Consider the following 23,815-nt stretch of genomic DNA (forward strand, 5'->3'; position numbering starts at 1 on the left):
ATATGTCTCGTATCGAAAGCCGTCTCGCCAGTCTCGGGATCGAACTGCCCCAGGTCTGCCCGCCCGTCGCCAACTATGTGTCGTCGACCCGGTCGGGCAACATCGTCCAGATCTCGGGCCAGCTCTCAACCCATGCCAGTGGCGGGATCAAGGGAACGGTCGGCGCCGACTGCAGCCTTGCCGACGGCATCATCGCCGCGCGGCTCTGCGCGATCAACCTCATCGCCCAGTTCAAGGCGGCTGCGGACGGCGACCTCGACCGCGTCGCACGCGTCCTCCGGCTCGGCGGCTATGTCCAGGCCGGCGCGGAATTCTACGAGATTCCGACGGTGATGAACGGCTGCTCGGACCTCATCGTCGATGTCTTCGGCGAAGCCGGAAAACATGCCCGCTCGGCGATCGGCGTTTACCGTCTGCCGTTCAACTTCGCGGTCGAGGTCGATGCGGTGATCGAGCTGGCCTGAACGGTGACAGGCGGCGGAAACTGGAAAATTTCGCTGTAGCGCAAAGGGTTGTAATTTTCTGCGCCAATGCTGATGGGGATATGTCGATAACTTGCGTCAAAGCGAGACGAGATGGAGGAAAAATCCATCCGCCGCACGGAGGACGACGCGCCGATCGGGTCGAAACAAGGGGACATGGCATGACGAACCGCACATATTCGAACTACCGCAAGCATATTCTCGCCGCAGCATCGCTGATCGGAATGATCGCCGCACAAACCGCGGCCGCCCAGGAACAGGCGGCGGAGACCCAGGCCGCGACCGAGCCGCAATCGGCTCCCCGCGGCGAAGAAATCGTCGTGACCGGCAGTCGCATCGCTGGCACCAAGATCACCGAAGCCTTGCCCGTGACCGTGGTCGGCGAGGACGAGATTGCGGCGACCGCTGCGGTGTCGGGCGACGAACTGTTGCGATCGATCCCGCAAATGAGCGACCAGTCGTTCAACAGCAGCAATGGTCAGACGAGCAGCAATTTCGCGCGCGGCGACGTCGGCTCCATCGACCTGCGCGGACTGGGAGTCGGCAACACGCTGGTCCTGCTCAACGGGCGCCGGCTTGTGCAGCACCCAAGCAGCCAGGCGAGCACGTCGCTGGCGCCGGTCATCACCTATAATAGCAACTCAATCCCGGTCTTCGGTATCCAGCGCGTCGAAGTACTCCGCGACGGCGCGGCAGCCCTCTATGGCACCGACGCGGTGGCGGGCGTGGTCAACACCATCCTTCGCGACAATGTGAACGGCGGCGGTTTGTCGGTCCAATATGGCGGAGCAGAGGGAACGGGGCTGCGCGAATTCAACGGCTCAGGTTATCTCGGCACCGACTTCGCCGAGAATCGCGGCAATATTTCGCTGCTGTTCAACTACACCAACCGCACGGCGCTGTCCTCACAGGACCAGGATTATACCGCGACATCCGATCACCGCTTCTTCGACGATTTCGCGGGGACAGTGTTCGCAGGCTCGAACAGCTTGGACGACACCAGCACTTTGTCCCAGTGGGGCAATTTCACCACCGGCGTTCGCGTACGCCGCGGAACGACCAATATCACGACCACGGGCGGGGTGTTTTCGATCCAGCCGACCGCAAATGGCGGCTGCTCGGCCGATCTGGGCGGCGGGATCTGTATCGATGATGCGACGCGTGCAACGACCGGCGCTGATCGCAACACGAGGTGGGACGCCCAAGCCAATTATCCGCTTTCGATTATTCCCCGGCTGGATCGTGTCAACGTGTTCGCGAACGGCCACTATGACCTCAGCGACAATCTGACCGTCTTCGGCGAGGCCGGCTATTATTATGCCAAGACGCGGAGCATCCAGGACAGCGTCTTCTCGATCGGTTCGATCCAGATGACGGTGCCGGCGTCCAACTACTGGAACCCCTTTGGCCCCGTTACCTTCGCCAATGGCACGTTAAACCCGAACCGCCTCGCGGGGATCGACGCGCCCGCCGCCGGCCTGCCGGTGACGATCACAAGCTATCGTTTTGTGGACATGGGACCAACCGTCGTCGATGTCACCAACCGCCAGTTCCGGGCATTGCTCGGGCTTCGCGGCGAGGCGCTCGGTTTCAATTGGGAGACGGCGGCGCTCTATTCGCAAGCAACGGTCCGCGATGTTCAGGATGGGATCAGCGCCACGCTTCTCCAGCAAAGTCTCGCGCTATCGACGCCCGATGCCTATAATCCGTTCAATGGCGGCAGCGCGACCAATCCGACCGGTCCTGACACGACACCTAGCAATCAGACCGCTCTCGACGCTATCGCGATCAAGACGGTTCGCGCGGGCAAATCTACGCTGGCGCAGTGGGATTTTCGGGCGTCGAAGGCCGATCTTCTGACGTTGCCCGCCGGCAACGTCGGCATGGCGCTTGGCTTTGAGCTGCGTCGCGATTCCTATCTCGACGACCGCGACGAGCGCGTCGATGGAACAATCACCTGGACAGACACGGTCACCGGAATTGTCCAACCATCCGATTTGTTCGGTGTCAGTCCAACCCCCGACACCAAGGGCTCGCGCACGGTTTTCGCTGCCTACTCCGAACTGGCCGTGCCACTGATCGCGCCCGAAATGAATGTTCCGCTCATTCGCAGCCTCGAGCTACAGCTGGCGGGCCGCTACGAGCATTATTCGGATTTCGGCAGCATCGCGAAACCCAAGGTGGCCGCCGCTTGGGACCTCTTCGATGGCTGGCGAATCCGCGGCTCGTGGGCGCAAGGCTTCCGCGCGCCGAACCTCGAGCAGACCAAGGCAACGATCATCACACGCGGCAATACGCGGACCGATTATATCCGCTGCGAGGCCGATTTGCGCGCGGGCCGCATCACCAGCTTCGACGCTTGCGCCCAAGGTTTTGTCACCACCGGACGGCGCGCGGGCAACCCCGACCTGAAGCCGGAAACCTCGACCACCTGGACGGTCGGTACTGTGCTCCAGCCGCCAGCCTTCAATACCGGCCGACTCCGCACCACCTTCACGGTGGACTATTGGCAGGTCAAGCAGAAGGGCATCGTCGGCGTATTCGGCGAAGGCAACGCGCTCATCAGCGATTATCTCCTCCGCCTTCAGGGGTCGAGCGATCCCACCGTGGTCCGCCTGGCGCCGACTGCCGACGATATCGCATTGTTCGCCGGGACTGGCATCGCACCGGTCGGTCGGGTGCAATATGTCGACGACCAGTATCGCAACCTGGAACCACAGACGGTGCGCGGGATCGATTTCGGGCTCAACGTCGGGCTTCGCGACACGGGAATCGGCGATTTCACCATGTCCGCCAACGCGGCCTATCTGCTCAAATATTTCCGCGACGTGTCCCCAGACATCCGGGTCCTGCTCGATGCGCGCGCGGCGGGCGACATCAACATCGACACGGTCATTCCGGAAGGCGGTAATCAGGTTCGCCGCGACGCTTTCCCAAAATGGCGCGGCTCGGCCTCGCTTACTTGGAAGCTTGGGCAATTCACGGCTGGCGGCTTTGTAAGCTACACCGGCAGCGTCATCGACAACGACATTTCGATCGGCGGAGAAAACCTGATCGTAAAGGCGTACACCACCGCGAGCCTGTATGTGCAGTATGACCTTAAAGGCGGGTTCACCGATGGAACCCAACTGCGTGTCGGAGTTCGCAACATTACCAATGCGCAACCGCCGATTGATTCGAGCGGCTTCGGCTACATGGGTTCGCTTCATTCGCCGATCCCGCGCTACTGGTACGTCAACGTCCGCAAGACTTTCTGACGCACCTCCCGTCCGGCCGTCGCGCACCCCCGGCGCGGCGGCCGGATTGCTGCCCATTCCATCCCTTCGCACAAGGTGATCCCGGCGTGACACGACATTTCTCCGACACCATCTCTCCGGCCCGCACCCCCCGCGCGGTGCGCGCCGCGCTTCTCGGCACCACGCTCGCCCTTCTCGCGGGCTGCGCCGCCGACGCCTCTTCGGCGCGTCCCGCCAGCACCCCGCCGCCGCCCGCGGAACCGGCGGCAGCGCCGGCGCCCGCACCGTTCGCGAGCACCTACCAACCGCGTCCCGCCGCCGACACGGCGATCGTCGGCGCCTCGATCCTGACCGGCACCGGCACCCGGATCGACAATGGCACCGTGCTGATGGCGGCAGGCAAGATCGTCGCGGTCGGCGCCGATGTCGCTGTTCCCTCAGGCGCGCGCGTCATTGACGGGCGCGGCAAGTGGGTCACTCCCGGCATCATCGACGCCCACTCGCACCTCGGCGTCTTCCCGGCGCCCGGCGTCCAGGGTCACGCCGACGGCAACGAAAATATCGATCCCTACACCGCGCATGTCTGGGCCGAGCATTCGATCTGGCCGCAGGACCCGGTATTCACGAAGGCCCGCGCCGGCGGCGTGACGAGCCTCCTCATTCTGCCGGGTTCGGCCAACCTCTTCGGCGGCCGCGGCGTCAGCGTGAAGAATGTGCCCGCGGTCACCGTCCAGCAGATGAAATTCCCTGGCGCGCCCTACACGCTGAAAATGGCATGCGGCGAGAATCCGAAAGGTCGCTACGGCAGCCGCGGCCGCGCCCCCGCCACGCGCATGGGCGAAGTCGCGGGCTTCCGCCGCGCCTGGATCGATGCCGCCGAATATGGCCGCAAGGTCGATGCCTATGAAAAGAAGCGCGCGCGCGGCGAAGGCGGCGAGGCGCCCAAGCGCGACCTCGGGCTCGAAACGCTCGCAGGCGTGCTGAAGGGCGACATCCTCGTTCAGAACCATTGCTACCGCGCCGACGAAATGGCGGTGATGCTCGATGTTGGCCACGAGTTCGGCTACAAGACGCGCGCCTTTCACCATGCGGTCGAGGCTTACAAGATCGCCGACCTGCTCGTCGCCGACGATGTCTGCGTCGCGACCTGGGCGACGCGCTGGGGCTTCAAGATGGAAGCCTATGACGCGATCGAGGAAAATGCCGCGATCCTGAGCAAGGCGGGCGTCTGCGTTGCGATCCACTCGGACGAGCAAAGGCTGATCCAGCGTCTCAACGTCGAAAGCGCGGTCGCTATAGCCGCCGGGCGCCGCGCGGGGATCGACATTCCGCAGGAGGAGGCGATCAAGTGGATCACCATCAACCCCGCGAAGATCATGGGCATTGCCGACAAGACCGGCTCGCTCGAGCCGGGCAAGATGGCCGACGTCGTACTGTGGAGCAAGAATCCCTTCAGCGTCTACGCCATCGCCGAGAAGGTCTTCATCGACGGCGCGCTCGTCCTCGACACGAGCGATCCCGCCACGCGCTACCGAAGCGATTTTGAAATCGGCCAACCGGTCGGGGAGGAATGAGATGCAACGACGGCTCCCAGTTTTCACAGGCCTCGCCCTGGCCCTCGCTGCGACCGCTTCACCGGTCGCAGCGCAGACCTTCGCGATCACCAACGCGCATCTTCTGACCCCCGGCCCCGTCGGCGAGGTCGAGAATGGCACGGTCCTCGTGCGCGAGGGGCGCATCGCCGCCGCCGGCGCCAATATCGCCGTCCCGTCGGGCGTGCGCACGATCGACGCCAAGGGCGCGACGGTCACTCCGGGGCTCATCGCGGTGAACACCGCGCTCGGCCTCCTCGAGGTCAGCTCGGTCGATGGTTCGGTCGACAACAAGACGCATAATTCGGGGATCAGCGCCTCGTTCGACGTCCAGTACGGGCTTAACCCGGCGTCGACGCTCATACCTATCGCGCGGCTCGGCGGCGTCACCCATGCGGTCGTGATGCCCGACTATGACGACAGCGACAAGGAACGCGAACTGCCCTTCGCGGGCAAGGCGGCGCTGATCTCGCTCGGCGAGGGCGCGGCTATCCTCCATCGACCCGGGGTCGGCATGATGCTCGAGCTTGGCGAGGATGGCGCCGCGCGCATCGGCGGCTCGCGCGCTGCCGAATTCGTGCAGCTTCGCCAGATTTTCGATCTCGCGCGTCAGGCGCCGCGCGACGAATATCCGTTCGAGCTCTCGCAGGCCGATGTCGCGGCGCTGAAGCCCGTGCTCGCTGGCACGATGCCGCTGATCGTCGTCGTCCACCGCGCCGCCGACATCCAGCAGGTGCTGAAGCTGGCGCGCGACTACAAGCTCAAGATCATCCTGTCCGGCGCCGAGGAAGCCTGGCGCGTCGCCGACGAAATCGCGGCGGCGAAGGTCCCCGTGCTCATCAATCCGACCTCGAACATCCCCGCGAACTTCGACATGCTCGGTGCCTCGCTCCAGAACGCGTCGATCCTGAAGGCAGCGGGGGTCGAGATTGCGATCGGCGGCAACGACGCCGGCCACCGCGTCCGCGAGATGCGCTATAATGCCGGCCTCGCCGTATCGCGCGGGCTGCACTATGCCGCAGGCATCGAGGCGCTCACGCTCGCACCCGCCCGCATCTTCGGCGTCGCCGACCAGATGGGTTCGATCGCACCCGGCAAGGCAGCCGACATCGTGATCTGGGACGGCGATCCGCTCGAGCCGCTCACCCAGCCGACCGCGATCTTCATCGCGGGCAAGGAACAGCCGCTGACGTCGCGCGCGACCGAACTCGGCAAGCGCTACGCGCGCTAACGCGCCGCGCCCGTACTGAAGGTCAGGACGGGCGCGCCGTGAGCGGCAGCGCGGTGGTGAACTTGATTTCTTCCATCGAGAAGGCCGAGCTTACATCGGTGAGCCGGATCGAACGGATGATGCGCCGATAGACCGCGTCATAGGCGGCCATGTTCTCGACCCTGAGCTTGAGCAGATAGTCGACGTCGCCGGTCATGCGGTAGAATTCGACGACCTCCGGAATATCGCGGATTGCCGAATTGAGCATCTCGAGCCAGGCTTCGCTATGCTCGGAAGCGCGCAGGCTCACGAAGACCGTAAGGTCGAGACCGAGCGCACTGGCGTCGAGGATCGTGACGCGCCGCGAGATCACCCCGCTTTCCTCGAGCCGCTTGATCCGCCGCCAGCAAGCATTCTGCGACATATTGGCCTTGGCGGCGACGGCCGCGACCGAGAGCGTCGCATCCTCCTGAAGAAATCCCAGAATCCGGACGTCGGCATCGTCGAGTGAAACGCGGGTCATGGTTTTCCTCCTTCAAACGTCTTGCGCGCTAACGAAAGAAGGCGCGGGTCGCGGCGAGGCGTCATCCTCGCCGCCTCCATATCCATCGGCGCCATCACTGACGGCATCCGACGCCGGCCCCATCCGTGCGATCGCCGTCGTCGCAGCGACATCCATGGTCACATTGCCAACCGTCCGCACGAGATCGGGGATCATCTCGACCGCAATCAGCAGGGCGAGCGGCTCGATCGGAATACCCATCGCGACGCAGATTGGCGCGATCGAGGTCAGAAAGCTCACTTGTCCAGGCAGACTCACCGACCCGATCGTCGTGATCGCTGCCACCGCGGCGCCCGCCGCGATCGTGGACGGCGCGAGCGATATGCCAAGCCAGTGCGCGACATAGATGGCGACCGCGAGGTTCATCGCCGGGCTCGTAACGCGGAAGATCGCGACCGCGACCGGCAGCGATACGCGCGACACCGAGCGGTCGACCCCGAGATCGGTCGATGCCTTCAGCATCGGCGGCAAGGAGGCGAGCGACGACTGGGTGCTGAGCGCGACCGCCTGCGCGGGTGCGACCGCCTTCGCGAAGGCGAGAAGCCGCACGCGGCCACCGAATACCGCGACCGGATAGGCGAGCGCCCAGGCGGCAAGCCCGGCGCTCGACACGATCACGACATAATGGGCGAGCGCGCCGATCGCCGAGGTGCCGGCGCGCGCGCCAACCCCGAAGGCCAGCGCGAGCACGCCGATCGGCGCGAGCGCGAGCACCCAGCCGACGATGAGCAGCACCGCGCTAGCGATCGTGTCGAAGAAGGCGGTCACCGGCTCGCGCTGCACCGCGGGCAGCCGCGCCAGCGCGACCGCAAAGACCGCGGTGAAGAGGATGAGCGGAAGAAGCGCGTCGTTCGCGGCCGCGGCAAACGGATTGGTCGGTACGATCGAGCGGAGGAAGGCGGCAATCCCGACCGTTGGCGCCTCGACATGGGCCGATGTCGTAAGGCTCCCCGTGAGCGAGCGCGCGGCGTCGGCCGGCATCGGGAAGATACCGAGCAGCGCGGGAATGAGCAGCGCCGCCATCGCGGTCGAAATCCATAGCAGCGCAATGAACGTGACGACCGAGCGCATCGCGACGCGATCGCCGCGCGCGCTATCGACCGTCTTTGCGATCCCGGTGATCAGGAGCGAGACGACGAGCGGGATGATCGTCATTCTGAGTCCGTCGAGCCAGATACCGCCGATGCTGTCCGCAATCGTTACCGCATCGATGAGACCGGCGAGCCCGAGCCGCGTCCATCCCACGCCCAGCGCCAGTCCAGCGACCAGCGCCGACAAAATAAGCCAGGTTCTCGCCATGCGATCACTCCTCCTGCCTCCGATACGGGAGGCCCCTTGGCTTTGACGCGCTACGAACCGAACACCCCATCGCCCAAAGCGCGATTCCGCGAGGAAGTTTTGCGGCCCCTCGCCAAATGTTGCAGTTCCGAGGCGAATCCGGGACAGATGATTCGACCGGACCGACGTTGTTCATGTAGGATTTCGATCATTTGATCGACCAAATACCGAACTATCAGTTCAAACATCCCAACATTCGCCAAATTCCTGCCAAAGTCGGTGATGAATTCACCCTAGCACTCATGTCATAAAATGTCGCCACAAGGGGACGCACGATGACATTCAGTGCCTATGGGGCCGAGTATGAGACTGAAAACGTCACGGCCGGCGATGGCTGGCAGACGTTCGAACTTATCGCTCCACCTCCGGAAAAGCCGCCGGCCACTCCCGCTTTGCCGTCCGACAACGCCGCGCCCGATCTTGTCGAAGCTTTCTGGCCGCACCTCCCGCTACTCAGGAAATATCTCCGCCGCCGCGTCCCGGTCGCCGACCTCGACGACATTCTCCAGGACGTTCTCCTCAGCATCATTCGCCGCGCCGACGCCGCCGCGGTCGCCCATCCCAAATGTTATCTCTTCCAGGCCGCGCAGGCCGCGCTCATCGATCGCCATCGCCGCCAGACGACGCGCCGCAGCGACTGCCATTGCCAGCTCGACGAACCTGACCATCCGGTCGACGAGATGTCGCCGCTGCGCATCCTGCTTGCCAAGGATGAGGTCCGCGCTGTCGAGACCATGCTCAGCCAGCTTCCCGAGCGGACGCAGGAAATCCTCGTCGCGATCCGTGTCGAGGGGTCGAGCCTGAAGAGCCTCGCGAACCGCTACAACATCTCGACGAGCGCCATCGAAAAACATGTGACCAAGGCCGCCAAGGCGCTCTCGGTCGTCCGCCGCAGCGATCTCGTCGCGGCACATCGCAACGGCGTGTCGCCGCAGCGGCAGAAACTCCTCTCCAATTCCATCTGAGAAAGAAAATATAGATGACGCTTTGCAGTATGGTTCACGAGCAGACGCGGCTCATCCACGGCGATACCCCGTGCGACGCGCTCCAGCGGACCCCCGGTCCGCCGATCCAGCGCGGCTCGACCGTTCTTCTGCCCAGCTGTGAGGCGCTCTACGACGGCGGCAAGGTCACCTACGGCCGCGTCGGCCTCTCGACCCAGCGCACGCTGCGCGATGCCCTGCGCGATCTCGAGAATGCCGATGAAGCCTTCATCTATCCCTCGGGCCTCACCGCGATCACCGGCACGCTGCTCGCGCTGCTCTCCGCCGGCGACGAAGTTCTCGCCTGCGACACCGTCTATAATCCGACCCGGCGTTTCCTTGCCGGCACGCTCGCGCGCTACGGCGTCACCGCGCGCTACTTCGATCCCGCCGACGATGCCGAAGCCATCCGCGCGATGATAACGCCGAAGACCCGTGTGATCTTTCTCGAATCCCCCGGTTCGCTGAGCTTCGAAATGCAGGACATCCCGGCGATCGCCGCAATGGCGAAGGAAGCCGGGATCATGACCGTGATCGACAATACCTGGTCGGCCGGCGTCCTCTTCAAGCCGCTCGATCACGGCGTCGACGTGAGCATCCAGTCGCTCACCAAATATGTCTGCGGCCATTCGGACGTGTTCATGGGGCTCGCCGCGACGAAGGGCCACGCCGCCGAACTGCTCGCGGCGTCGAGCTACGAGACCGGCTGGGCGGTATCGCCCGACGACGCCTATATGGCGATCCGCGGTCTGCGGACACTCCATACCCGTCTCGCACAACATGGCGCCGCCGCGCTTCAGGTCGCCAAATGGCTCGAGGCGCAGCCCGAAGTCCATTCGGTGATGTGCCCCGCGCTGCCGAGCGATCCGGGTCATGCGATCTGGAAGCGCGATTTCACGGGCATCTGCGGCCTGATCGGCGCGGTACTCCAGCCCGCGCCCGAAACGGCTGTCGCCGCGATGGTCGAGCAGCTCAAGCTTTTCGGTCTCGGTTTCAGCTGGGGCGGCTATGAGAGCCTCGCCATTCCCGTCGACCCGCAGCTCAAGGCCCGGACCCACAAGCTCAGCTATCCCGGCCCCTTGCTAAGATTGCACATCGGGCTCGAAAGGGTGGATGACCTCATCGCGGATTTGCGGCAAGGGCTCGACACCCTTTCGCAGGACACCGCAGCGCCACCGCGCAAGTTGAGGGCCGCAGGATAAGCGCCGAAACAAGCGGAAAACAAAAAATCGCAGGTTCACCGGGGGAACGATTTTCCGTATTCAGGAGCAAGACCATGCAAAAATATACGAGACTTCTGGCGGGGGCGTCCTGCGTCGCCGCCGCCATCTCCATGCCTGCTTTCGCGCAGGATGCCCCGGTCGACGACGCCGGTGAAACGGCCTCCCAGTCCGAAATCATCGTCACCGGCACCCGCGGCCAGGCTCGCACCGTCATTTCGAGCCCGACCCCGATCGACGTGATCGGCGGCGAAGAGCTTGAAAAGCTCGGCGGCGGCATGCAGCTGCGCGACGCGCTGACGCAGCTCGTGCCGTCCTTCCAGTCGACGACCGTGGGCAGCTCGTCGTTCAACAGCCTGACGCGCCCCGCGGGCCTTCGCGGCCTTTCGGGCGTCCATGTCCTCGTGCTGGTCAACGGCAAGCGCCGTCACAACAGCTCGATCATCGACTTCAACTCGGGCGCGACGTCGCAGGGCGGCAACCCGGTCGATCTCGACCTCATTCCGTCGAGCGCAATCGAGCGTATCGAAGTGCTGCGCGACGGTGCCTCGGCACAATATGGCTCGGATGCGATCGCGGGTGTGATCAACGTCATCCTGAAGACCAATGACTCGGGCGGCAAGGCGACCCTCGAAGCCGGCCAGCGCTATGGTCGCGACGGCAGCGGCAGCGATGGCGAAACCATCTCAGGCAGCGTCTCGCACGGCTTCGCGCTCGGCGACGGCGGTTCGTTCACACTGTCGGTCGAAGGCAAGAAGGCCAATGCCGCCGTGCGCAACACCGACGTAACCGGGGCGCTTTATTTCCCGCTCGCCGGCGGTGTACCCGATCCGCGCGAACTCACCGCCAATCGCCGCACCTATCAAGGCGGCCTCCCCGACGTGAAGGACGTCAAGGTCGCGCAAACGCTCATCCTGCCGCTCGGCAACGTCACCTTCTATTCGGATGGCACCTTCGGCTATCGCGACGCGCGCGTCGGCCAGGCCGGCCGCCGCCCGAACAGCAACCAGAACATCATCCAGATCTATCCCGACGGCTTCACGCCTTACTACACGCTGCAGGAAACCGACTTCCAGTTCACCGGCGGCCTTCGCGGCGAGACTGCGGACTGGAACATCGATCTCAGCAGCACCTATGGCCGCAACTATGCCAAGAATGGCGCCGAAAATACGCTCAACGCGTCGCTCGGTCCGTCGAGCCCGACCGAGTTCAAGACCTTCAGCTCGGCGTTCGACCAGTGGACGAACAATCTCGACCTGACGCGTCGTATCGAGTTCGGCGGCGAGACGGCACTCCAGGTCTCGCTCGGCGCTGAATATCGTTACGAGAATTACGTCACCAAGCCGCTCGACGTCGACAGCTACCGGGCCGGGGGCTATTTCTATCCGACCGGCCCACTCGCCGGGCGCCCGGCACAGGTCGGCGCGCAGGGCGCGATCGTCGTCACCCCCGAGGATGCCGCGAACATCAATCGCAACATCTGGGCGGGTTATGTCGATCTCGCGCTCGACGTCAGCCCGCGTTTTCTGGTCACAGCGGCGGGCCGCTTCGAGCATTTCGACGACAGCTCGGGCAGCGTCTTCAGCGGCAAGGTGAGCGCACGCTATGAGCTGACCGACTGGCTCGCACTGCGAGGTGCGTTCAGCAACGGCTTCCGCGCCCCCTCGCTGGCGCAGCAGGACTTCGCGCAGACCTCGACGTCGATCAATCTTGTCGGCGGCGTCTATATCCCGGTGCTCACCAAGATCGTGAAGACCAACTCGGCGGTCGCGCAGGCGCTCGGCGCGCAGCCACTCAAGCCGGAGAAGTCGAAGAACTACAGCCTCGGCTTCACGCTGACGCCGGCGTCGGGTCTCTCGCTCTCGGTCGATGCCTATCAGATCGATCTTGATGACCGCATCACCCTCACCGGCCTGTTGTCGGGCACGGGGATCCGGAACATCCTGATCGCGAACGGCTTCTCGGGTGACCAGTCGGTGCGCTTCTTCACCAACGCCGTCGACACGCGCACGCGCGGCGTCGATGTCGTGGGCACCTATGCGTTCGACGTCGGCAGTGCCGGACGCCTGCGCACGAGCGTCGGCTTCAACTATAATGACACCGACATCAGGAAGATCGCAGCCAACCCGAGCGAACTCGCGGGCCTCGGCCTGACCCTGTTCGACCGGCGCACGCAGGGATGGTTCACCTCGACTCCCAAGACCAAGCTGATCCTCGGCGCCAACTTCGAATCCGGTCCCTTCACGATTAACGTCAAGGAAACGCGCTACGACAAATTCAAGTCGCTCGATAATCTCGTCGGGGGCCTTCCCGTCAACGACCAGAGCTTCGGCGCCAAGTGGATCACCGATCTCGAGGTCTCCTATGGCGTGACCGAGAAGTTACGGGTCGCAGCGGGTGCCTATAATATTTTCGACGTCTATCCCGACCGCACGACCGTCGCCAACACCATCGGGCTCGCGCCTTATGGCGCCGGGCCGTTCGGCCAATATGGCGGTTACTATTATGGCCGGATCGCACTCGATTTCTGATCCCCACCATCCTCAGGAGTCCGCATCATGCGCGATGAACTGATGCGGAACCTGTCCTGGGCCGTCCTGTCGATCGGCATTGCCGGCGGCGGGACGGCCGGGACGGCCGGCCCCGCTTTCGCTCCCGTCCAGACCGCCGATTTCGCCATTCCCGGCTCGCTCTCCAACAGCTGGGCAGATTTCGACCGTGATGGCGATCTTGACCTCGCCGTGTCGATCAAGACCGGCGAAATTCGCCTCTACCGCAATGATCGCGGAACTTTCACCAGCATCGGTGCCGCGATGGGCCTGCCCGTCTCCGGCGCCGAGATGCGCGGGCTGTCATGGGGCGACTATGACGGCGATGGTTGGTTCGATCTCTATGCCGGCGCCACCAAGGCGACCGAAGCCAACCTTCTGTTCCGCAATGAGAGCGGCCGCCGTTTCATCCGCCAGGACCTCACACCCGTCGTTCCCGGACGCTCGGCGCGGCAATCGAGCTGGGTCGATTACGACAATGACGGCGACCTGGACCTTTTCACTGCCGACCGCGCTGGCCCCAATGCGCTGTTTCGCCAGGATGCGGGCCGTTTCGTGCGCGTCGACGCCGAACAGGCAGGCGACGACGCGCGGCCGACCGTAGGTGCCTGCTGGTTCGATTACGACCGCGATGGCGATCTCGATCTCTTCCTCGCCAACCAGTCGGGCGCAACCGACGCACTGTGGCGCAACGACGGCGGTCGCTTCGTCGACGTAGCTCCCGCGCTCGGCATAGACCGCCCCGGCCGTCCGGCCGAAGATGGCAGCGTCGGTTGCGCGATCGGCGACTATGACAATGACGGCGAACTCGACCTGTTCGTCGCGAGCTACGGCGTCAACATCCTCTACCGCAACAAGGGCGACGGCAGCTTCGAGAATGTCGCGCCCGAGCTCGGCCTCGCGGAGGACAATCATGCCGTCGGCGCCGCTTGGGGTGATTTCGACAATGACGGCTGGCTCGACCTCTTCGTCGCCGCTTATACCGGAAAGTCGGGTGCGCAGCAGCCCGCAAACCGCCTCTATCGCAACCTCGGAGGCAAGGGCTTTGAGAACATCCTGCCCGCCGGTTCGGCGCTCAACGTCGCCGATCATGGCATCCAGTGGATCGACTATGACCGCGACGGCGCGCTCGATCTCTCGGTCACACGCGGATACACCGCGACCGGCGGCCATTTCCTCTTCCATAACGATCCGGGCAAGCAGGCGGCGCGGCGCGGCCTTTCGGTGCGCGTCCTCGACAAGGCGGGGCGTTTCACTCGCATGGGCGCCGAAGTCCGGCTCTACGACGCCGCCGGCCAGATCGTCGCGACGCGTCTGGTCTCGACCGGCGAAGGCTATAATTCGCAAGGCACCCAGCCGGTCCACTTCGGCCTCGCCTCCATGACGCCGGTGACCGTCGAAGTCACCTTCATGAACAGGGCGAGCCGCCGGACGCAGCGGATCGAGCATGTTCGCCCGGAGCGCTATGCCGGGACCGAACTCGTGATCCGTGAGCGGTAGCCCCGGCGGGCGATGCGGCTCCAATCCGGTTACCCGAATGATATCCATGAAACTGTGACCGCGTATGAACGGCCCTGCGCTGGCAAACGGCTCGAAGGTCAGCACGGCCTGCTTGTTGGCGCAGCCTTACGCCGGCCTTTGAAGCGGCTCTGCTATCGTCGCCGACGATGCCCTCCCTGGCTTTGCGCACCAAGGCAAGGTTGTTGTCGATCAGAGAGGTCGCTCTACCTGACGCGGAGACGGCATTCGCCGCGCCTAGCCTCGCCAGTGACGGCCCCGGTGATGATGATGCTGTCGCCTCTTCTGGTAGCGCCGTTCGTATTGATCGCGCCGCTCGAACCGATGAGCGTTGCCGCGATAATAGGGATCGTAGGAACGATAGCCCCGGTCGTGGCCATAAGTGGGGGCGCTGTGCCGAATGGGCCGGTAATCGCGGTCATGTCCGCGCGGAGCATCATGGCTGCCACTCCAGCCGCCACGATCACCATGATGTTGAGCCATTGCGGTGCCCGGGATCGCAAATGCGAGCAGCGCCGCCGCGAACTGCACAAATTTTCGCATGTCTGTCTCTCCTTTTACGAACCTGCAAACTCCCCCTTCGTCATTGAACGCACTGTGAATATCGCACCCGAACACGAGCCGGTGGATCACTCGGGCCAGTGCTGCGGCAGGACGAGATGCTGGAGCGGCTCGCTACCCCGTCAAGGGACACCCCGCTCCGGCTCATTGCCCCATCGCCGCGACCGCGGCCTGAACCTTGGCCTCGACCTGTTCGGGGCTCGGCTGGACGAGCATCTCGCCATTGACGAAGAAGGTCGGGGTGCCCTTGACGCCGACCGCACGCGCGTCGGCAATGTCCTGCTCCATCCAGGCCATTGCATCGGTGGTCGGCATCGCGCGCGCCTTCGCGACATTGAGGCCGGCCTTCTCGGCCGCGGCCCAGGCACCGTCCATCTTGCCGTCGTGCCAGTCGGGCTGCGCCTCGAGCAGCGCCGCCGTTACGGGCTGGAGCTTGCCCTGCACGCGCGCGGCTTCGAGGATCACGATCGCCTCGGCCGAGCCGGGATGGAGCGGCAGGTAGCGCATCACGAGACGCACATCCTTGGGATATTTGGCGACGATGCCCTTCACCGTCGGATAGAAGGCGCGGCAGGCCTCGCACGAGGGGTCGAAGAATTCGACGATGGTCACCGGCGCATTCTTTGGACCGATGATTGGAGAGTGCGGACGAATGAGGCTGTCGACCGGCCCCGCCACGACCTTCTTCGTGGGTTCGCCCTCGGCGGTTCCGCTGTAGAGCATCGCGCCGCCGGTGAAGGCGAGTGCCGAGAGGACAAGCGTGGCAACGACACCGATACGTCTGTTCATGATTTCAGTCTCCTTTGGAAGTTGAGCAAGAGGATAAGGATGAGCGCAAACGCGGCCAGCGACAGGAGGGGCAGCGGCACGCCTCCGATTGCCATGCTCTCTCCCGAGCATGACGGGCCGCCGGTACAGGGGACGATCTGGGCCGGAATGACGCCGACGTAGAGCAGGCTGTGATAGAAAGCGACGAGACCGCCGCCGAAAGCCAGCGCCAGCCCATAAGGAACGACGGCGCGGTCCGACATGAACGCCGCGATGCCGAGAATGATCGCGAGCGGAAACATGAAAGCGCGCTGGAACCAGCAGAGATCGCACGGCGCCTGGCCCATGACCTCACCGACGAAGAGGACAGCTAGGCTCGACAGGAGGGCAATTGCCCAGGCCGCGCCGAGCGGACGCCATTTGTGCGGCGCGAGCATCGGAAAGCTCGTCATCGCCGACCACCTTTGAACTTCGACTTGGGCCGCCGCGGCGGCGATTGCGGCTTGCTGTACTTGGACTTGAGGTAGCTGAGCAGGATGCCGTCGATCGATGCGAGCATCCTTTGAAAGCTCGTCTGGATGCCGGGAAGCCGGAGCCAGGCAAAAGGTCCGCGGCAGCGATAGCGATGGAGGAATTTGGTCCCTTCCGGCGTCCGGGTCAGGATATAGCTCTCCTCGAACTGGAGGATGAAGCTCGGCTTTACGTCGAGAATCAGTTCCTCGCCGGAGCGCGCGGAAAGGACCGTCGCGGAGACTTCGAGAAACTTGGGCTTGTTGGGATCCATTCGCATCGAATAGCGGATCGCGATCGGGTCCTCGGCAAGCCGCTCGATCCGGACATAGGGATTCCAGATCCGGTGGTTCTCGAAATCGCCGAGGACCGCCCATATCTGTTCCGGACTATAGGGGAGGTCATGCTCCCGCTCGAACTCCATCAACTTCACTCCTCTATCGATCGGCCGCCGGGCTTTGCCCCGCGCCGATGTCGGTGACGCCCGCAGGCGATGGGTCGGCGTGCGCGCCGCCGGTCGTGAACCAGCGGCGCAGGCGCGGGGCCATCCGGCGCTCGAAGCCCGCCGCAAGGCTGAAGGACGCCGGTACGATCAGCAGCGTCAGCATCGTCGAAAGGATGAGACCGCCGATCACCGTGACCGCCATCGGCGCGCGCCATGCACCGTCGCCGGTGAGCGACAGCGCGGTCGGGATCATGCCCGCGACCATCGCGACCGTGGTCATCAGGATCGGCTGCGCGCGCTTGTGCCCCGCGTCGACGATCGCCTCGTCGCGCGGCACGCCGGACGCCATTTCCTCGATCGCAAAATCGACGAGCAGAATGCTGTTCTTGCCGACGATACCGAGCAGCATCAGCACCCCGATGAAGACGGGGAGCGACAGCGGATAGCCGGTCAAGAGCAACGCGATCGCACCGCCGAGCGGGGCGAGCAGCAGCGAACCCATGTTGACGAAGGGCGGGATGATCTTGCGATAGAGCAGGATCAGAACGGCGAGCACGAGGAAGATGCCCGACACCACCGCGATTGCGAAGTTACGCAGCATCTCGGCCTGCCATTTGGCGCTGCCGAGCACGAGCCGCGTGACGCCGGCGGGAAGCTGCTTGAGCGCGGGCAGCGCCTCGACTTTTTCCATCGCCTGACCCGTCACCAGACCCGGGGCGAGGTCGGCCCCGATGGTGAGCTGGCGCACCTGATTGGTGCGATTGATCTGGGTCGGGCCGGCGCCAAAGCCGATCTCAGCGACGACCGAGAGCGGCACCGTTCCGCCGTTGCGGGTCGGGACCGGCATATTGCGGAGCGTATCGAGCCGCTCGCGCGCGGTTTCCGCGAGCGCGACGCGAACCGGGATTTGCCGATCGGATAGCGAGAATTTCGCGCTGTTCTGGTCAATCTCACCAAGCGTCGCGACGCGGATCGACTGGCTGAGGGCCTGTGTCGTCACCCCGAGCTGCGCGGCGAGCGCAAAGCGCGGGCGAATGACGATCTCGGGGCGCTGAAGATTGCCCTCGACGCGCGGCGAGCGGATTTCCTTCACCTTGGCCATTTCGGCAAGCAGCCGGTTGCCGACATCTTCAAGCTTCTTCGGGTCGTCGCTGCCGAGTGTGATCGAGATGTCGCGGCTGCTGCCGCCACCGCCGCCATGCTGCGACTGGAAGTTGATGCGCGCATCGGGAACCGCAGCCAGCCGCGGCGCGCGGTCCTTTTCGAACTCGGTCGAGGTGAGTTCGCGGTCCTTGCGCAATTTCAGATAGACCGTCGCCGTGCCGACATCGATCCGCGACAAGGCGGATTCGACGAGCGGGTCGCGCTTCATGAGATCGGTCACCTCGTCGGCCACTGCCTCGGTTTGTTCGAGCGTTGCACCCGGAGCGAGCTGGATTGCGACGCGGCTCGTGTCGGAATCGATCGACGGCTGGAAGGTCATCGGGAGCAGCGAGAAGCTGAAGATGGTCGCGAAGAGCGCGAGTACCCCGATACCGACGACCCAGAGCCGGTGATCCTTGATGTAGGCGAGCCATTTCCAGCGATCGCCTCGGGCGCGGGCCGCATCGGCGGCCCTGGCATCGAGGCTCCAGCGCAGCACGCGCATATAGGTGTCGATCAGCGGGCCTTCGCCATGCTTCTGCGGACCCTGCGCGGAGAGAAAATAAGCGGCGAGCATCGGCGTGATCATGCGCGCGACCGCGAGGCTCATCAGCACCGCCGCGACGACGGTCAGCCCGAAATTCTTGAAATATTGTCCGGCGACCCCCGGCATCAGCCCGACGGGCAGGAAGACCGCGACGATCGTCATGGTGGTCGCGAGCACGGCCAGGCCAATCTCGTCGGCGGCGTCGATCGAGGCCTGGTAAGCGGATTTGCCCATCCGCATGTGGCGGACGATATTCTCGATCTCGACGATCGCGTCGTCGACGAGGACGCCGGCGACAAGGCTGAGCGCGAGCAGGGTCATCATGTTGAGCGAGAAGCCCATCAGGTCCATGAAGAGGAAGGTCGGGACCGCCGAGAGCGGGATTGCGAGCGCCGAGATAAGGGTCGCGCGCCAGTCGCGCAGGAACAGGAAGACGACGATGACCGCGAGGATCGCGCCCTCGACCATCGCGTTGATCGCCGAATGATATTGGCCCTTGGTATATTCGATATCGCTGAACAGCTCGGTGAACTTGATCTTGGGGTTTTCCTTCTCGAGCTTGCGCAACTCCTCGACCGCCGCGTCATAGACGGTGACGTCGGAGGCGCCCTTCGCGCGCTCGAACCCGAAGGTCAGCACCTGCCGTCCGTCCTGCTTCGAGACCGAGCGCTGCTCGGCGTAGAGGTCCTTGACCTCGGCGATGTCCGCGAGGCGCACGGTGCGGTTGGTGCCGACCGAGATCAGGGTTTCGCCGAGCGCGTTCGCGCTACTGGCATTGCCGAGGATGCGCACCGCCTGTTCCGATCCAGCGACCTCCATCCGGCCGCCCGCGGCGTTGACGTTGAGCTGGACGAGCTGGGTGTTCACCGCGGCGGCAGTCAGGCCGTAAGCGCGCATGCGTTCGGGGTTGAGGATGACGCGGATTTCGCGGCTGACGCCGCCCCGTCGATAGGCGTCGCCCATGCCGGGGACGGCAATCAGCCGCTTGGCGACGACATTATCGACATACCAGCTCAATTCCTCGAGCGTCATGTCGGTGGCCGAAGCCGACCAATAAGCCAGCGTATTGCCCGAGGTCGACAGGCGGATGACCTGCGGTTCGAGGATGCCGTTCGGCAGGTTGCTCCTTATCTGGGTGATCTTGTCGCGGATATCGGTGACCGCCCGGTCGATCGGCGTCCCGATCGCGAACTGGACGAAGGTCTGCGACTGGCCCTCGGTGACGGTCGAGTTGAGCTCGTCGATCCCCTCGATCGTGCGCACCGCCGCTTCGACGCGCTGGGTGACCTGCGTTTCGAGTTCGGTGGGTGCGGCGCCCGGCTGCGCGATGATGACGATCGCGCCCGGAAAATCGATGTCGGGATCGCTTTGGACCCCCATCATGAGGAAGGAGACGATCCCCGCGACCGTCAGGCCGAAGAACATGACGAGCGGCGGGATCGGGTTCCGGATGGACCAGGCCGAGATATTCTTGAAGTTCATCCGCTCTCCCCTTTCCGGTCTCGCCTCGCCGCCGCGCCGGCCTCTCAGGCCGCGCTGCGGTCGCGATAGGCGAGCAGCCGCAGCGCGTTGGCGACCACGACCAATGTCGAGCCCTCATGCGCGGCCACCGCGGGGCCGATGCCCAGCCCGAGGATGGTTGCCGGCACGAGCACGACGACGACGCCGAGGCTCACCACGAGATTCTGGCGGATGATCCGCCGCGTCTGCCGGCTGAGCCCGATGGCGAAGGGCAGATGGGCAAGATCGTCGGCCATGAGCGCGACATCGGCGGTTTCTAGGGCGACGTCCGACCCCGCGGCGCCCATGGCTATGCCGACGGTTGCGATCGCCATCGCGGGCGCGTCATTGACCCCGTCGCCCACCATCGCGACCGGCTGCTCGGCCTTGAGATCGCGTATGGCGTCGACCTTCTGATCGGGCATCAGGTCGCCCCACGCCTCGTCGATCCCGACTTCGGCCGCGATCGATTCCGCTACTTTCTGATGATCGCCCGAGATCATGATCATCCGTCCGATACCGAGCTCGCGGAGCTTGGCGATCGCCGTGCGCGCCGCCTCGCGCGGCGTGTCCATCAAGCCGATCGCACCCAGGTCGCGGTCGCCCATACGGACCACCATCGTCGTGCGTCCCTGCTCGCGGAGGCCGGCAATCGCCGTCGCCACTTCGTCGCCGATCGGCGCGATGCCGTCGGCGCCGAACATCTCGGCTTTGCCGATCAGGACGGTTTCGCCCTCGACCTTGGCGGTGACGCCGCGCCCCGTGAGGCTGTTGAGATCGTCCGCAACCGGCACGCGCGCCGAGGTCAGCATGGCCTCGCCATCGCGCACGATCGCGGCGGCAAGCGGATGGTCGCTGAGCCGCTCGACCGCGACCGCGATGCGGAGCAACTCTTCCTTGGGCACAGCAGTGGAGGGCACGACATCGGTGATGCGCGGCTTGCCCTCGGTGAGCGTGCCCGTCTTGTCGAAGGCGAGCGCGGTCAGCGAGCCGAGATTCTCGAGCGGACCGCCCCCCTTGACGAGCACGCCACCCCGCGCGGCGCGCGCGACGCCCGACAGGACGGCGCTCGGCGTCGCAATCGCGAGCGCGCAGGGGCTTGCCGCGACGAGGACCGCCATGGCGCGGTAGAAGCTGTCGCGGAAAGACTCGTCGACGACGACCCAGGCGAAGAGCAGGACGAACACGAGCGCGAGCACGCTCGGCACGAAGATGCGCTCGAACTTGTCGGTGAAGCGCTGGGTCGGCGATTTCTGCGTCTCCGCCTCGCTCACCATTTTTACAACTTTCGCGAGCGTGGTATCGGCGGCGAGGCGCGTGACCGCGATCTCGATCGCGCCATGACCATTGATCGTGCCTGCAAACACGCGGTATTTTGCATCCAAGCCATCGGGTTTGGCCGCCGCCAAGGCCCGGTCCGCGACCGGCTCCTTGTCGACCGGCACGCTTTCGCCTGTGACGGGAGCCTGATTGACCGCGGTGCGGCCAACGGTCACGAAGCCGTCGGCCGGGAGCCGCTCGTTGGGCTTGACCACGACCGTATCGCCGATCTGCAGGAGTTCGACCGACACTTCGCGGGTGCTACCATCGGCGCTCTTCAAGATCGCGGTCTGCGGCGCGAGCTCCGCCAGCGCCTCGATCGCACGTTTTGCCCGGCCCATGGCATAATGCTCGAGTGCATGGCCAAGACTGAAGAGGAAGAGCAGCAACGCGCCTTCCGCCCAAGCACCCAGGGCCGCCGCGCCCGCCGCGGCAACGAGCATCAGCGTGTCGATCTCGAAGCGCTTGAGCTTCAGATTCTCGATCGCTTCGCGGACGGTGAACCAACCGCCGAAGCCATAAGCGGCAAGATAGAAGCTGAAACTTACCCATTCGCGAGCGACGTCGAACTTCTCGATGGTGAAACCGATGCCAAGAACGAGACCGCAGAGCAGAGCGAAAATCAACTCGGTGCGCTCGCCAAATATGCCCCCATGATCGTGACCATGATCATGGTCGTCGGAGCCTTTGTGGCCATGCTTGTGGTCGGACCCGTGGGCATGATCAGGGCCATGATCATGGCCATCATCACCATGCTCGTGGCCGGCTTGTGCCGGGACAGCCGCGGCGACGGCAGCCGATTTCCGGGTAACGCCCATATCCGAAAGCACCATTCTAATCGTTTCGATGGAGGTCTCCGAGCGCTGGAACTCGGCGCGCAGCGTCCCCGCCGCGCCGACTTCGGCCTCGATGACGCCCGGAATTTCGCGAAGCCGAAGCCCGACCGTCCGCGCGCGCCGCGTGTGGCCGACGCCTTCGAGATCGTCCCAGAAGAGATGCTGATATTGGCCGGTGAGCTCGGCGCCGGCGCTACGCGCCAGCTGCCGCACCCGTTCGAGCGGAAGGATATCCGGCCGATAATGAATGCAGAGCTGCGGTGGCGAGCCGTCGCTGGTGCGGATCACATGGACCTTGTCGACCCCCTCGCGTCCTTCGAGCTCACTCGTAAGGCGCGCGACGCAGCGGTCGGCAGTATCGGCGACCTCGGGGAGAAGAAGCGGAATATCGAGCCGCAGCTGATCACTCATGATGCAATCCTTTTTTCCATCTGATCCGGGAGGGTCAGGCAATGTCCGGCCCTCCCGGAAGGATGAGGTGCGGGAGTCTTGGTGGGACGCGACCCACTCCCGCACCTCCTTGACCGCCAGTGACCCTCGACCGGGTGGCGGGGGCAAGGAGCCAAGGGCTCCCGGCGGCCAAGATCTCATTGTCCCTCAAGCGCGCCGCCCGCGAGGCCGGGCGTATCGGGACTGAACCGTCGTGCGACGGAGTTGCTGTTCAAGCGCCGTGTTAGAGCGCTTGAGAAAAACGCTGCAAACCCGTCGAAGAACGGGGTATCCGAGCCACGAAAAGAGACCCGCGCATTCGATACGATGCGTAACCTCCACCCCCTGCCCAAGCTTTTCGAGCCGGTAGCTTTCCTCAATGACGAGCAGCCCGCGCGTACCTGTCCGCCACGAGAAACCGGTCAGCCAGTCGAGAGCGGTGATGCGCCCCTCGGAGGCAAATTCCGGACCCCGCTTGCCGCGCGGTGAATAGACATAGCCCAGTCGCTCGTCGTCGCCCGAGCGGTCGGTGAACCGCAGCGTCGGGTGCCAGTCGCCATATCGGTCGATATCGACGAGAAGACGCCAGACGCGACCGATCGGAACTGGCAAGCGGAGCGAGGTGCCTACCGAGAACATCGGAGACCTCCTCGCTCGCGCAAGCTGGTCCGCGACGCAGGCCGGGGGCCTGCGCCGCGGTGGAAACCGGCAAGTTGCCGGTCAGCTCTGAACATCGGGAGGCTCCGCAGCGGATTTGCCGCCGAGGATATCTACCGCTTCGAGGGTGATGAGCCCGATATCGGGTATCTCCCCCAGTTGCGCCGCGAAATCGCGGAGCCGCTGCTCTTCGTCGATGATCTCGATCACGACCGCCCGGTCATTCTCCAGCGCGTGGCGGCGATGGAGATGCGCCGAGCGACCGAAGCCGAGCACCGCCTCAAGGACAGTTACGCCCGCGAGCTTCTGCTGCCGCGCAAGTTCCGCGATGAATTCGAAGGCTCGCCGGTCGCCGAAGAATGCGGATTCGTCAGTGTAGATGCGCAAGAGCTTGGATGCTTTTGTCATG

The 23,815-nt window shown here is 64.5% G+C and carries 18 protein-coding genes; 8 read left to right on the forward strand and 10 right to left on the reverse strand.

Translation table 11 applies throughout. The annotated features are described in order from the left end of the window. Positions 1-2: 2 nt before the first annotated feature. The 4 genes from J2X38_RS18005 (at position 3) to J2X38_RS18020 (ending at position 6,541) form a co-directional block, all read left to right on the forward strand. Positions 3-464: a RidA family protein gene (locus tag J2X38_RS18005; protein WP_077031257.1), complete on the forward strand. Its 462-nt coding sequence runs from the start codon at positions 3-5 to the stop codon at positions 462-464. A gap of 179 nt (positions 465-643) precedes the next feature. Then, positions 644-3,739: a TonB-dependent siderophore receptor gene (locus J2X38_RS18010; protein WP_077031258.1), complete on the forward strand. Its 3,096-nt coding sequence runs from the start codon at positions 644-646 to the stop codon at positions 3,737-3,739. A gap of 137 nt (positions 3,740-3,876) precedes the next feature. Then, a complete protein-coding gene (locus J2X38_RS18015; protein ID WP_077031259.1) occupies positions 3,877-5,292 on the forward strand; it encodes an amidohydrolase in 1,416 nt (471 codons plus the stop codon). 1 nt (position 5,293) lies between these two features. Then, positions 5,294-6,541: an amidohydrolase family protein gene (locus tag J2X38_RS18020; RefSeq protein WP_310256009.1), complete on the forward strand. Its 1,248-nt coding sequence runs from the start codon at positions 5,294-5,296 to the stop codon at positions 6,539-6,541. Positions 6,542-6,563: 22 nt separating this feature from the next. On the opposite strand, the gene J2X38_RS18025 is transcribed toward J2X38_RS18020, so the two are convergent. Further along, positions 6,564-7,043, reverse strand: a complete 480-nt coding sequence (locus tag J2X38_RS18025; RefSeq protein WP_037512420.1) for an Lrp/AsnC family transcriptional regulator — start codon at positions 7,041-7,043, stop codon at positions 6,564-6,566. A 12-nt stretch (positions 7,044-7,055) separates the two neighbouring features. Beyond that, entirely contained in the window at positions 7,056-8,381 is a 1,326-nt protein-coding gene (locus J2X38_RS18030) for a dicarboxylate/amino acid:cation symporter (RefSeq protein WP_082660530.1), read from the reverse strand. A gap of 314 nt (positions 8,382-8,695) precedes the next feature. Between J2X38_RS18030 and J2X38_RS18035 the strand changes: the two genes are divergently transcribed. The 4 genes from J2X38_RS18035 to J2X38_RS18050 all read left to right on the forward strand — a co-directional run bounded on the left by J2X38_RS18035 (position 8,696) and on the right by J2X38_RS18050 (position 14,672). After that, the gene (locus J2X38_RS18035; protein WP_053555670.1) at positions 8,696-9,385 is read left to right on the forward strand and encodes an RNA polymerase sigma factor; all 690 of its coding nucleotides are present in this window, start codon (positions 8,696-8,698) and stop codon (positions 9,383-9,385) included. Positions 9,386-9,399: 14 nt separating this feature from the next. Next, positions 9,400-10,605 (forward strand): cystathionine beta-lyase, encoded by a 1,206-nt coding sequence (gene metC, locus J2X38_RS18040; protein ID WP_310256014.1) that lies wholly within the window; start codon positions 9,400-9,402, stop codon positions 10,603-10,605. Positions 10,606-10,679: 74 nt separating this feature from the next. Further along, entirely contained in the window at positions 10,680-13,154 is a 2,475-nt protein-coding gene (locus J2X38_RS18045; RefSeq protein ID WP_294048577.1) for a TonB-dependent siderophore receptor, read from the forward strand. 27 nt (positions 13,155-13,181) lie between these two features. Next, positions 13,182-14,672 (forward strand): VCBS repeat-containing protein, encoded by a 1,491-nt coding sequence (locus tag J2X38_RS18050; protein ID WP_310256016.1) that lies wholly within the window; start codon positions 13,182-13,184, stop codon positions 14,670-14,672. 255 nt (positions 14,673-14,927) lie between these two features. Here J2X38_RS18050 and J2X38_RS18055 read toward each other — a convergent pair whose 3' ends face one another. The 8 genes from J2X38_RS18055 to J2X38_RS18090 form a co-directional block, all read right to left on the reverse strand. Beyond that, positions 14,928-15,233, reverse strand: a complete 306-nt coding sequence (locus J2X38_RS18055; RefSeq protein WP_137890099.1) for a hypothetical protein — start codon at positions 15,231-15,233, stop codon at positions 14,928-14,930. Between the two features lie 162 nt (positions 15,234-15,395). Continuing rightward, a complete protein-coding gene (locus J2X38_RS18060) occupies positions 15,396-16,040 on the reverse strand; it encodes a thioredoxin domain-containing protein (protein ID WP_053555674.1) in 645 nt (214 codons plus the stop codon). Then, positions 16,037-16,471, reverse strand: coding sequence for a disulfide bond formation protein B (locus J2X38_RS18065; protein WP_171013492.1), 435 nt, complete (start codon positions 16,469-16,471; stop codon positions 16,037-16,039). The genes J2X38_RS18060 and J2X38_RS18065 overlap by 4 nt, the downstream gene beginning before the upstream one ends. Beyond that, on the reverse strand, positions 16,468-16,953 hold the full coding sequence (locus tag J2X38_RS18070; RefSeq protein ID WP_053555675.1) for an SRPBCC family protein: 486 nt from the start codon (positions 16,951-16,953) through the stop codon (positions 16,468-16,470). The genes J2X38_RS18065 and J2X38_RS18070 overlap by 4 nt, the downstream gene beginning before the upstream one ends. A gap of 13 nt (positions 16,954-16,966) precedes the next feature. Continuing rightward, positions 16,967-20,146, reverse strand: coding sequence for an efflux RND transporter permease subunit (locus J2X38_RS18075; protein ID WP_053555676.1), 3,180 nt, complete (start codon positions 20,144-20,146; stop codon positions 16,967-16,969). A 44-nt stretch (positions 20,147-20,190) separates the two neighbouring features. Then, entirely contained in the window at positions 20,191-22,731 is a 2,541-nt protein-coding gene (locus J2X38_RS18080) for a heavy metal translocating P-type ATPase (protein ID WP_067179758.1), read from the reverse strand. Between the two features lie 186 nt (positions 22,732-22,917). Next, positions 22,918-23,388, reverse strand: a complete 471-nt coding sequence (locus tag J2X38_RS18085; protein ID WP_067179755.1) for an SRPBCC family protein — start codon at positions 23,386-23,388, stop codon at positions 22,918-22,920. Positions 23,389-23,469: 81 nt separating this feature from the next. Next, positions 23,470-23,814, reverse strand: coding sequence for a DUF190 domain-containing protein (locus J2X38_RS18090; RefSeq protein ID WP_067179753.1), 345 nt, complete (start codon positions 23,812-23,814; stop codon positions 23,470-23,472). Position 23,815 lies beyond the last annotated feature (1 nt).

It is taken from the genome of Sphingopyxis sp. BE235, from assembly GCF_031457175.1.
GTDB lineage: Bacteria > Pseudomonadota > Alphaproteobacteria > Sphingomonadales > Sphingomonadaceae > Sphingopyxis.